The sequence below is a fragment of the Serratia sp. BNK-12 genome, from assembly GCF_047456085.1.
In the GTDB taxonomy this organism is placed as follows: domain Bacteria; phylum Pseudomonadota; class Gammaproteobacteria; order Enterobacterales; family Enterobacteriaceae; genus Serratia; species Serratia liquefaciens.
Genome location: NZ_CP179896.1, coordinates 2433373 through 2445356, shown reverse-complemented (window position 1 = coordinate 2445356; position 11984 = coordinate 2433373). Strand labels below are relative to the sequence as shown.

The 11984-nt window shown below is 56.7% G+C and carries 11 protein-coding genes; 2 read left to right on the top strand and 9 right to left on the bottom strand.

What is annotated here, in order from left to right; all coding sequences use genetic code 11:
* Nucleotides 1–21: 21 nt before the first annotated feature.
* The 6 genes from ACMGG1_RS11260 to ACMGG1_RS11235 form a co-directional block, all read right to left on the bottom strand.
* Entirely contained in the window at nt 22–1716 is a 1695-nt protein-coding gene (locus ACMGG1_RS11260) for a glycoside hydrolase family 13 protein (RefSeq protein ID WP_414161387.1), read from the bottom strand.
* Nucleotides 1717–1736: 20 nt separating this feature from the next.
* Complete coding sequence (locus ACMGG1_RS11255; RefSeq protein ID WP_046373482.1) at nt 1737–2852, bottom strand: ABC transporter ATP-binding protein; 1116 nt, start codon at nt 2850–2852, stop codon at nt 1737–1739.
* A 64-nt stretch (nt 2853–2916) separates the two neighbouring features.
* Nucleotides 2917–4278 carry an alpha-glucosidase gene (locus ACMGG1_RS11250; protein ID WP_046373481.1) on the bottom strand — a complete coding sequence of 454 codons (1362 nt, stop codon included), beginning with the start codon at nt 4276–4278 and terminating at the stop codon, nt 2917–2919.
* A gap of 32 nt (nt 4279–4310) precedes the next feature.
* Nucleotides 4311–5156, bottom strand: a complete 846-nt coding sequence (locus ACMGG1_RS11245; RefSeq protein WP_261135380.1) for a carbohydrate ABC transporter permease — start codon at nt 5154–5156, stop codon at nt 4311–4313.
* Nucleotides 5153–6148, bottom strand: coding sequence for a carbohydrate ABC transporter permease (locus ACMGG1_RS11240; RefSeq protein ID WP_414161386.1), 996 nt, complete (start codon nt 6146–6148; stop codon nt 5153–5155). Before ACMGG1_RS11240 ends, ACMGG1_RS11245 begins: the two co-directional genes overlap by 4 nt.
* Nucleotides 6149–6181: 33 nt before the next feature.
* Nucleotides 6182–7447, bottom strand: a complete 1266-nt coding sequence (locus tag ACMGG1_RS11235; RefSeq protein WP_414161385.1) for an ABC transporter substrate-binding protein — start codon at nt 7445–7447, stop codon at nt 6182–6184.
* Nucleotides 7448–7570: 123 nt separating this feature from the next.
* On the opposite strand from ACMGG1_RS11235, the gene ACMGG1_RS11230 reads away from it, so the two are divergent.
* Nucleotides 7571–8506: a LysR family transcriptional regulator gene (locus tag ACMGG1_RS11230; RefSeq protein WP_048758812.1), complete on the top strand. Its 936-nt coding sequence runs from the start codon at nt 7571–7573 to the stop codon at nt 8504–8506.
* On the opposite strand, the gene ACMGG1_RS11225 is transcribed toward ACMGG1_RS11230, so the two are convergent.
* A complete protein-coding gene (locus tag ACMGG1_RS11225; protein WP_261158917.1) occupies nt 8507–8776 on the bottom strand; it encodes a PTS transporter subunit EIIB in 270 nt (89 codons plus the stop codon).
* A gap of 174 nt (nt 8777–8950) precedes the next feature.
* Here ACMGG1_RS11225 and ACMGG1_RS11220 point away from each other — a divergent pair, with 174 nt between their 5' ends.
* A complete protein-coding gene (locus ACMGG1_RS11220) occupies nt 8951–9124 on the top strand; it encodes a hypothetical protein (RefSeq protein WP_020826993.1) in 174 nt (57 codons plus the stop codon).
* A gap of 21 nt (nt 9125–9145) precedes the next feature.
* Here the strand turns inward: ACMGG1_RS11220 and ACMGG1_RS11215 are convergent, their stop codons facing one another.
* Nucleotides 9146–9433 carry a rhodanese-like domain-containing protein gene (locus ACMGG1_RS11215; protein WP_338092921.1) on the bottom strand — a complete coding sequence of 96 codons (288 nt, stop codon included), beginning with the start codon at nt 9431–9433 and terminating at the stop codon, nt 9146–9148.
* A gap of 39 nt (nt 9434–9472) precedes the next feature.
* Nucleotides 9473–11899, bottom strand: a complete 2427-nt coding sequence (locus ACMGG1_RS11210; RefSeq protein WP_020826996.1) for a DUF3772 domain-containing protein — start codon at nt 11897–11899, stop codon at nt 9473–9475.
* Between the last annotated feature and the right edge of the window lie 85 nt (nt 11900–11984).

Below are 11984 nucleotides of genomic sequence, written 5' to 3'. Positions count from 1 at the left end.
GGAGAGCGAACACCGCCGGGATTAAATACAGCTGAGATTTTTTTGCCGCTGATAGACTCGAGTTTCATATGGGCGCAGCCTTTGCAGCTCACCGCTGTCCTGATAATTCCCTAATGCCAGCTGCCATTCACCCAGCGCTAATACCTGTGAATTTATCCGTTGCGCCTCGTTGCTCAAATTACAAAGCACCAACCTCCGCTGCGTACCCAGGGTGCGGCTATAAGCGTAAATATGCGGATGTTCCGCCAGTTGTAACTGATAGCGACCTTCGATCCACACTGGATCCTGCTTGCGCAGACAGATTAGCGCCCGATAGAAATTCAGTACCGAATCGGCTTCTTCGCGCTGACGCGCCACGTTGATCTGCGGATAGTTGGCATTGACCGCAAACCAGGGCGCGGCTGAGCTGAAACCGGCGTTGGCGCTGTCGTCCCACTGCATTGGCGTGCGCGAATTATCGCGTCCGCTACGGCCCAGAAACGCCAGGATCTGCGCCTCGTCCATGCCCTGCTCGCGCAGCTTGGCAAAACGGTTTCTGGCGGCAATATCGTTAAAATCGGCCAGGCTATCGAAGCGAGTATTGGTCATCCCCAACTCCTGCCCCTGATAGATAAACGGTGTTCCCTGCATCAGGAAATACATCGCGGCGATGGCAGTGGCGCTTTCGCGCCAATACTGCTTATCGTCGCCCCATTTCGACACCACGCGCGGGATATCGTGGTTTTCAACATACAGAGCATTCCACCCCTTGCCCTCCAGCAGCGTCTGCCAGCGGGTAAAGATGTCTTTCAGGCCCAGCACGTCTGCTCCGGCATGCGGCGAATGCTGGTGGTTGTTTTCCCACAGCTTGACGTGCTCGAACTGGAAGATCATGTTCAAGCGGCCGTGCTGCTCGCCCACCCAGTCTTCACCCTGCTCCGCCGAAGCCCCGTTCATTTCGCCCACCGTCATGATGTCATAGCGATTAAACACCTGTTCGCACAGGTCATCGACATACTCCAGCAGGCCCTCATAGTTCAGATGCCGCTCGAAAGACGGCACGTAACGCAGCCCAAGCGGATTGGGCATGTCGGTCAGCCCCGGCTGCTTTTTCATATGGCAGATGGCGTCGATGCGGAAACCGTCAATGCCCTTGTCCAGCCACCAGCGCATCATGTCGTACAGCGCCGCACGTACCTGCGGGTTTTCCCAGTTCAGGTCCGGTTGACGCTCCGAGAACAGATGAAGGAAGTATTGCTCGCTGCCGGGGTCATATTTCCAGGCCGAGCCGTTGAAAATACTCTCCCAGTTGTTGGGTTCCGCGCCATTTTTACCGTCACGCCAGATATACCAATCGCGTTTGGCGCTGGCTTGAGATGATCGGGACTCAATAAACCACGGATGTTCGTCAGACGTGTGGTTAACCACCAGATCGAGTATCAGCCGCATTCCCCGGGCGTGTACTTCGGCCAGCAGGCAGTCAAAGTCGTCCATGGTGCCAAATTCAGTCATTATGGCCTGATAATCACTGATATCGTAGCCATTGTCGTCGTTCGGCGAGCGGTACATCGGACAGATCCAAATCACGTCGATACCCAGCCACTGCAAGTAATCCAATTTGGCCGTAATGCCATTCAGGTCACCTATACCGTCACCGTTGGAGTCCATAAAGCTGCGCGGGTAGATTTGATACACCACCGCCTGCTTCCACCACTGTACTGTCTGCCCACCGCTCATGGCTGTGCTTCCTTAATAAATTAATGCGCCTGCGCCGAGGTCAAAATGCGCTGAAACGCCCGACCTTGACGGTCAAACAGATAACAACACTCTACCGGCAGCCGCACGCCGACGGTATCGCCGGCCTGGATGCTGGAGCGCTCGGGATTGCGCAGCACCCAGGGTTCACCGGCGTTGCCGTTGTCCAGATAGAGGTAGGTTTCATTCCCCATGTGTTCGACAAACATCACCTCGCCCTGAAACTCGCACTCCGCGCGTTCGCCCCCCCGAATATGCTCCGGGCGGATACCAACGTTGACGCTCTGGCCTTCCGCCTCGGTCGGCGTGGCGATCGGCAGTATCAGCGCCTTGCCGTTGTCCAGCTCGACCACGCTTTGCTGCTCACCGGCACGCCGCAAAATCGCCGGGATCAGGTTCATCTTCGGTGAACCGATAAACTGCGCGACAAATTCATTGGCCGGTTGGTCATAGAGTTCCAGCGGCGTGCCGACCTGCTCGACATGGCCTTGGTTCAGCACCACGATGCGATCCGCCAAGGTCATGGCTTCAACCTGATCGTGGGTAACATAAATGATGGTCGACCCCAGCCGCTTATGCAGCGACGCCACTTCCATACGCATTTGCACCCGCAGTGACGCATCGAGGTTGGACAGCGGTTCGTCGAATAAAAACAGCTTAGGCTCGCGCACGATGGCCCGACCAATCGCCACCCGTTGCCGCTGCCCGCCCGAAAGATCCTTCGGGCGGCGTTCCAATAGCGGCTCGAGCTGCAAAATGCGTGCGCTCTCGCGCACCCGGCTGTCGATTTCAGCCGCGGAATGGCCCGCCAGCTCCAGCGCAAACGCCATGTTTTTATAGACGCTCATATGCGGATAGAGCGCGTAGGACTGGAACACCATGCCAATACCGCGTTCAGCCGGGGTATCGTCGTTAACGTAGTTGCCATCGATATACATGCCGCCGCTGCTGATCTCCTCCAGCCCGGCGATCATCCGCAACAGGGTTGATTTACCGCAGCCGGAAGGTCCGACGATCACCACAAATTCCCCACTGTTGATGTGCAGATCCAGCGATTTAATCACCTCTGCGTTAGCGCCATAGCGTTTTTGCAGTTTTTCAAGCGTAAGTTGCGCCATATTCCCCCCGTTCTCACCCCAGTTGGCAGTCTGCGGGGCGCCAATGTGCGCCCCGCTATCCGGCTTATTTCAGATAATCAAGCCACGGACTCTGGCGTGAGATCATCACGTCGACCAGCTCAGGGATCGCACGGCATTTGTCGTTGACCGAATCCACCAGCAGCGCCTGGATCACCAGATCGCGCGAGCCTTCAATCACCGCATCGGCGGTTAAATCGTGAATGGCGATCTGGTTGCTGAGCAGCCCGCCGATACCGGCCGGCATATCCACTTTAATACCGTGCACGCCTTTGCGATCGATAATCGCCGGCACCTCCACCGCAATAAAGTCCGGCAGCTGTTTGATAAAGCCCAGGTTCGGTATATTGACCGCCGACTCCTCATAGCCGGAATCGGTCAGGATCCCTTCCATGATCGGCACCACGCGCTCTTTCAGCTTCAATTCGATTTTCGGCTGCACGTGCCCCAGGTAATTGCGATAGAAGGTATAAAAATCGAGAATGCCGCGATGATCGCTGACCTCGCTGGCCCAGCGGATATACTCGCCAAAGTGGCTGTCGCCGGTGATTGGCAGGTGGTGGAATTTCTCCAGAATCTCCTTGAACAGCGTGCGGTCAGCCCAGGGATAAGCGCTGTCTTTGCCGCCCAACGCATCACGCTCAGTGCTGCCTTCGGTCTGCACCAGTTTACCGTGGGTGCGGGTATACGCCAGGATATCGCTGTAGCCCGGCAGGCGGGAGAAATAGTCCGGTGCCTTGGCGCGCACGTCGCCATAGGCATCCTTGCCGCTGTCTTTGTAACTGGCCTCCAACAACACGCTGAAGTGGTTAAGCCCAGCGGCGCGCAGGTTTAGATTCTCGAACGACGTGCCGAGCATTTCCGGTAAATAGCGCTCAAGTGAGGCGATTTCATGACACATGCCGACAAAATTGAGCTGCGGAAAGCGACGATGCACGGTGGTGCAAATGCGGCTCATCGGGTTGGAATAGTTAAATATCCAGGCGTTGGGACAGATGTCGGCGACGTCGGCACAAATGTCGAGGATCGGCGGAATAATCCGCAGCGAGTGGAACAGCCCGCCAGGCCCACCGTTTTCTCCGTATACCTGCTGGATGCCGTATTGCTGCGGGATCTGCCAGTCGAGATCCCACAGTGCGAAACGGTCACCCACTTCGATGGAGATAATCACGAACTCCGCCCCTTTCAGCGCAGTTTTACGATCGGTAGTGGCGCTGACGGTAAACGGCAGATCTTCAGCAGCCAGAAAGTCCCGGGCGGTTTTCTCGGTCACTGCCAGTGCAGACGGGTTGATGTCGTGCAGCACAATCTCGCTGCCGTACAGCGTTTTGCTTTGGAAGATATCCCCCAGCGTGCCATAGCCGAATTGCGCACTGCCCGCACCCACTAAAACGATTTTTGTAGCCATTACTTTTCTCCTGCTTCAGGGTTAATCGAAAATCAGCCTTTTACTGCGCCGTTGGTTAATCCGCTGACGATGCGACGCTGGAATATCAGGACCAGTGCGATGATCGGCAGTGTGACAATGACCGAGGCCGCCATGATGGTGCCCCAGGGAAGTTCGAACTGAGAGGCGCCCTGCAGCATGCCGATGGCGACCGGCACGGTGCGCTTGCCGCTGGAAATGACAAACGTCAGGGCGAACATGAATTCATTCCAGGCGCCGATAAAGGCCAGCAGCCCGGTGGTCACCAGCGACGGCCCCATAATTGGCGCGAAGATGCGGGTGATGATGGTCCAGGTGCCGGCACCGTCGACGATCGCCGCCTCTTCCAGCTCCGCCGGGATCGCCTTCATAAAGGTGGTCAGCACCCAGACGGTAAACGGCAGCGAGAAGGTGGTATAGGACAGCACCAGAGCGCCCAGGGAGTCGTACAGCCCCATAAAACGCACCAACTCAAACATGCCGGACAACACCGCCACCTGCGGGAACATCGAGACGCAAAGAATGGTGAACAGCAGATACTTACGGCCGCGAAAACGGATACGCGCCAGAGCAAAAGCGGCGGTGATCGACACCAGCAGGCAAATGCCTACCGTCAGCGTCGCCACGAGAATGGAGTTCAGCAGGCTGCGGGCAATGCCATTTTCCATCAATGCGGTCAGATAATTGCCCCAGTGCAGATTGCCCGGCAGATAAGCAACCTGGAACAGATCCTGCCCGGAACGCAACGAGGTGATCAGCGCGTAGTAGAACGGAAACAGGCAGATCACACTGGCCAAGGCGGCCGCGGCGAAGATCAGCGTTTTATGGCCATATTTCTGCTGTTGGCGGCTCAGTTTCATGCTTGTTTCTCCTTGTCGTTCAGGCGGCCCAGCGTAAGGAAGCAAGCGGCGATCCCCGCCACCATCATAAAGACCAGTACCGATGCGGCCGAGCCGGAGCCCATTTCCTGATAGCTGACCATGCGATCCCGGGCGTAACCGGACACCGATACCGTGGCTTCGCTGTTGGAAGTCAGCACGTAAATCAGATCAAACACCCGTAGCGCATCCATCACCCGGAAAATCAGCGCGACGATCATTGCCGGCATAATCAACGGCAAGGTGATGCGGCGGAACCGTTGCCAGGCATTGGCACCGTCGACGCGGGCGGCCTCATACAGATCGCCGGGGATCAGTTGCAGCGCCGCCAGCAACATCAAGGCCATAAACGGCGTGGTCTTCCACACGTCGGCAATCACCACCGCCCACATTGACAGCCCCGGCTCCGCTACCCAGGCCAAGGGCGTGGCGATAATGCCGGTTTTAAGCAGCAGGTCGTTCACCACGCCGTACTGATCGTGGAACATCCAGCCCCACATTTTGGCGGACACGATGGTCGGAATGGCCCAGGGCACCAAAATGGCGGTGCGCACCAGCCCCTGGCCGCGGAATTTTTGATTCATCAGCAGCGCCAGCAGCACGCCGAACACCAGTTCCAGCGATACCGACAGCAAACTGAAGCGCAGCGTATTGCCTACCGCCAGCCACCAAAGCGGATCCGCCAACACCCCGTAGTGGTGGCCACCCTCGGTCAGATCCAGATAGTTGGCGAAGCCGACAAACCGATAATCGTCCGGCGCGTCCAGCATGGCGTCGGTAAAGCTGTAAAACAGGGTGCGCAGCAGCGGCCAGCCGGCTACCACCGCCAGCAGCAACATCGCCGGCGCCACCAGTAACCAGGCTATGCGGCTGCGCCGCTGCTGGTGATTAAGCTTGCTGCGCCTGGCCGGCAGCACCTGGGCTGACTCATCAGGGGTAGCCGTCAGGGATAAAGCGTGCGTATCGCGTTTCATGCATCAGACTCCGGCGGTTAATGGGGAGATGATTCAGCGCCATCCTCTGGCTTTGATCCGTTCCAGTCGCTGCTGTAAATCCGCCACGGCGGTGACACCGTCACTGTCACCGCGCAATACGTTAAAGGTGGCGTTGTAGATGGCTCGGGAAACCTGCGCGTATTGCCGTTTGGTTTGAGTGGCCGGGCGCGGCATGGCCTGCGCGAATATGCCCTTGAAGTCTGCCAAATAAGGCGCCTGCGCCAATACTTGCGGATCGTCGTACAGCGCGGTGCGCGAAGGAGCCTGACCCAATAACGCCAGCGCCCTTTTTTGCGATTCGGCATCGCTGACGATTTTCAGCAGCGCGATGGCCGCCTCGGGGTGTTTGGTATAGCCGTTGATCGCCCACTGCCAACCGCCCAACGCGCTTACCGAATGGCCGTCAGCCCCTTTCGGCAACGGCATCACACCCACTTTGCCGCGGATCCCGCTGCTACTGTCCTGCGCTAGCACGTAGGCGTAGGGCCAATTGCGCATAAATAACGCATCGCCGTTTTGGAATACTGCCCGCGACTCTTCTTCCATGTAGCCAAGTGTGCCTTTCGGCGTGATTTTGCCAATCCAACCGGCGGCCATATTCAGCGCTTGCGCCGCCTGCGGGTTGTTAATGGTGATATTGCCCTGAGCATCAATAAAACTGCCGCCGTTTTGCGACGCTACCCACTCCAGGGCGTTGCAGGTCAGCCCCTCATAAGATTTTCCCTGAAACACCAGCCCCCAAAAGTTTTTGTGGCCGGCAGCACGCTCTGCTTGCTGAATGTGGGTTGCGACGCGGGTCAGATCGGCCCAGGTCTCAGGCGGTTGTTCACCGTATTTCTCCAGCAGATCCTTGCGGTAGTAGAGCGCACCGCTGTCCAGATAGGCCGGCACCGCTTTGACCCGGCCATTAACCACGTTGTTTTGCCAGGCGGCGGGGAAGAAATCCTGTTTGATGTCGCTCACGCTGTCGGTCAGATCCAGCAGGTGTTTGTTCAATACGCCGATCCATACGGTGTCGGCCTGAAACAGATCGATGGCGCTGGCGTCTTTGGCGGCAAACAGTTGCTGGAACAGCGACAGCTTTTCATCGGAGGCAGGAGGCAGATCGATAAATTCCAGGGTATGGCCAGTCTGAGCCTCAAAGCGCTGTTTGATCTCGTTGCAGTATTGGCGCCCTTCTTTGCTTGGCGCGCATTGCATACGCAACGTGTCGGCCAAGACTTGCCCGGACATCAACGCCAGTGCGACGGCAACCATACTCGGTATCAATCTTCTCATTGCATCCTCTCTGGTGGCGGCTGGGAATACCGGCATAGGAGCAAGCTATCGAAGGCAGGTCATTGGCGGAAATCGTTTTTCACCGCTACGATATAGAAACTTTCTATACCACCAGTGGAAAATATGATCGTGGACAAAATTCTGCGGCAGTTTATCGAAGTGGCGATGTTCAAAAATGTGAGTCATGCAGCAAACAAACTTTGCCTGAGCCAGCCGACGCTGACCCACAACATGAAGAAACTGGAAGAGAACCTCGGAGTACAGCTGCTGGAGCGAACCTCAACCGGGGTAAAAACCACCGAGTACGGCGATCTGCTGTTGGAGCAGGCGCAGATGATGCAGCGTATCTACGACAACACGCTGATCAAACTGGCGTTTATCAAAGCACGTCAGGAGCAGAGCCTGCGTATGGGCACCGGTCATGCCTGGTGGTATATGTTTGTACGCGACAGCTTCAATGCCTACCGCAAGCTGCATCCGATGGTGAATATCCATATCGATCTGGGCAACCACCTGCGCCTGATGGACCTGTTATTGGGCGGGGATATCGACTTGTTTATCGGCCATGAAATTCAGGGGCTGAACCCTAAAGCAGGCATCAGCTTTCTGCCGCTGTTTGGCACCACCGACAGTATGTTCGTGCGGCGCGGACACCCGCTGCTGGGACAAACGGTGGGCCCGGATGCGCTACTGGACTACCCCTGCGTTGAGCTGACCCCGGATGAAAGTCGTTATCATCATATGGTGGAAGATATGCAGCCGAAAAAGCTGGCGCGAAACCGCCTGCATCTGGCGGAGCGGGTAATTTGTTCGACCAATTCCATGATGTCGGCTGTAGACATGATCAACGATTCCGATGCGGTACTGCTGAGCTACCCCTCCTGTATGGCGGGTTATTTTGCGGATTACGGCATTGAACCCCTGCAGCTGATCCAGCCGGGACCACGTTGCACCGTCGGTATCTATCTGATGCGTGAAAAGGCGGATGCCCCGCATGTGGTGCAGATGCAAACACTAATGCAGCAGCACCTGGAACAGATCCGCCCGCTGTTGTCGTAGCTACTTCTCGCCGGTCAGCGCCACCAGCGCCTGGTACAGCGGTCGGGCATTGCCCGGCCCCACCACCAGCTGATATTCGGTAGTCAGGCGTGGGGTCTCGACCTCCAACAGCGCTTTAACACCGTTCAGGTCTTCGATGCCCGGTCGATCCAGCCGCCCGGCATCGCGCAGTTCCACCCTGATACGGCTGGCGCAGTAGCGTATTTTGGTCAGGTTTTCCGCTCCGCCAAAGGCGGCCAGCACCGACGCCGCAAGCTGATGTGTTTCCATTGTGCCTCCAGAAAAAGATTGCCTATGCAACAACAGCATAGAGCCGGCGGCAGGCCGAAGTGAAATTGGTTTCACCCGGTGCAATATAGACCCTGTCTATAACGCATCATTCGGCGCCCTCAATCTGTTACAAGGCATATACTTAACGGAGTGTACAGATAGGAGGTAATTGAGATGAAAGCGATAATTCCCCTGTTTTTGATGCTGATGCTTTCCGGCTGCCTTGGCCGGGGCGGCCCACAGGATGTGCCGCCACCGCCGGTGCATAACGATCCACAAACCTGCAATAATTCCTCCGCCAGCGCCAACAGCGACTGCTCTCAGTCCGTGGTACCGGCGATGCACTAACGCAAGCCATGCGGGCCGCGATCAGATCTCTATACGCAGGCCCGCCGCTTTCCAGTCAGGAAATCCGTCTTCCAGCCTGCGGGCCTCGCGACCTTTGGCGCGCAGCGCAGCAACGGCGTTAACCGAAAGCACGCAGTAAGGGCCGCGGCAATAGGCGACCACTTCACGGCCTTCGGGTAACTCGGCCAATCGACGCTCAAGCTCTTCCAACGGAATGTTCAATGCGCCAGGCAAATGCCCCAGCGCATACTCTTCATGCGGGCGTACGTCGAGCAAAAGGCCCACGCCGTGTTCGGCGTAGGCCTTTATCTCAGCGCTGTCCTTTGCGCCGGGCTGTGGTAATCCCAGCTACGAAGATTGTTCTTCTTCGTTGGCCAGATTTTTCGCCTGCTGTTTCATAAACACCACTTCCTGCGGGCTCGACATGTTGACACGGTGCGCCCGCAGCAATTTGAGAATATTGAACAACAGTTCGCTCTTGGTTGAACCGACCATGCGCGGGCTGGCGACATAACCGGTCACGCTGAGGATAATGCCGTCCGGGCCGAGCTGGCTGAAGCGCACATAGGGCGCCGGGGCATCCAGAATGGCTTCATATTCCTGATAAGCGCTCAGCAGGATGTTGCGAACCTGCTCCGGATCGATATCCGTCGGGAAGGTCAGCGCAATGGTTACCACCCCCTGCGCATTGCCCATGGTGGCATTACGCACGTTTTGCGAGATAAGTTGAGAGTTAGGTACGATCATCGTCGAGCGATCGCTAAGCTGGATCTCGGTGGCGCGCACATTGATACGACGCACGTCCCCCTCTACGCCGCCGATACCGATCATATCGCCGACTTTCACCGGGCGTTCGGTCAACAGAATCAAACCGGAAATAAAGTTCTTCACGATTTCCTGCAAACCAAAACCGATACCCACCGACAAGGCACTGACGATCCAGGCCAGGTTGTTCCACTGAATGCCCAGCGCCGCCAGGGTAATCAGGATCAACAGCACGTAGCCCACGTTGCTGAACAACGTCACCAGCGACGCACGAATACCGATATCTGCAATGGTTTTTGGCAGCAGTTCCTGGCTTAACCAGCGCTGGGTAACTCGCAGAATATAGATGCCAATGGCCAGGCAAATCACCGCATTGATCAGGTTGCCGGGCACAATGTTCAGTTGTTTCAGCCCTTCGCCGCTAAGAATGGCGATGATCTTTTCCAACAGCGAGTTGGGCGTCGTGGTGCCAAACGAGCCGTTAAACAACGAGACAATCATCAACAACAGCAGCGAACACTTGGCGATGGCGGTGAAGATGATCGCCATCTGCTCCAGGTGGCGATCCTTAAAATTAAGCGACTTCTTCAGCATCTTGCCACTGGCGGTTTGCGGCGAGAAGATTGCCGCGCACAGGTCAGTGGCGAACAGCACCAGGAAATAGAACGTCATTAACACCAGCGCGATCCAAATCACCTGATAGGTCAGGAAACGGGCAAAAGCGATATACCCTATCAGCAGCGAAAGCAAGATCACGCTTGAACACACCAGGGTGCTCATATGCAAAAGCCCACTGATGGTGGAGCGCTTCTCTACGTGTTCGCCCTGCTGCTCCAACTGACGGCGGATACGCTGAGAACGCAGTGGCATCGCCAGCAACACCATGCCAATCAAGCCGGCAACCAGGCCGTTACCGAAAATGGTGGTGCTCAAACTGGCGCTGACGGCATTATTAATAAGTTCTACCGTACCAAATGCCAATGCCAGCCCGGCCAACAGCGGCGAGAAATAGCGCAGACCTGAGGCAACGGCATTATCCAGGGTGCCAAGGCGCCACGAAGGGCGATTAAGTGACAGCGTTGCGCGCCCCAGTCCGGCAATCAGCGCGCAGAAAATCCCTAACTGATAAAAACTCCCGGCGAAATCCTCCAGCATCACCGGTAAGGGTTGTACGCGTGTGAAGGTGAGGAACAGCAGGTTCAACGCAATGCTGGTAGTAACAACCGTGACGGTGACGGTCATGATTGCCATAAAACTGCGGCGCAAACGCCCGTCCGGAAGATAACGGATGCTCACCCACGCCAGGAAACGCTCGGAAAAATAGCGCCCCCACGACCAGATAACCACCGCCAATACCAACAGACCCAGGGTGCCGTAACGTGAATCTTCCTGCCAACTGGCGTCCCAGGTCTGTTTCATTGCGGCGTTGAACTGATCCAGGCGCTGCACGTCGTCATCGGCAGGCTTTATCACCGGCGTCCAAAATTTGGTGCCCAACACGCTACCGGTGTTCAACGCCAACTGACTTTTGAACGCGACGCGACGTAAGTCACTGATTTGTTGCCCCAGATCGAGCACGCCAGCTCTCATCGCCTGTGCGCGTTGAACCGCTTCGTCGAGCTGCTTCTTGCTGTTATTCAAGGCATTGCGCTGTTGTACCACTGCCGCGTTTTCCGCCAACGCACCTGCCGCCGGTTGCGGCCCCAACACGTCCAGCTGCGCCTGCAGCTTCTCTTGCGCCGGTTGCAAGTCGGCCGCCAGCTTTTCCAGCTTGGCGGCCAGATCGTCAGTGGTCAATTTCAGCTTGCTGAGCTGGGTATCGTTACTGGCTTTGGAAACCTGCTGTTTGATGCTGTCCAACTGCTTCTGGTAGTTTTTCAGGGCGGTCGCAGGGTCCGGCTGGCTTTCGGCTACCGGGCTGTCATCCTGTGCGGCCACGCTGGTCAGCGGCGCCAACTGCAAGCCAAACAGCAGGAACAGGAAAAGAATAATTTGACGGGGCTTTAACATAAATTCGGGGCTCAGCCTTTACATGATAGACAAACGAAACAGGCGGGCCGGTAGTCACCGACCCGCCTGGCTAATCATAAACTGA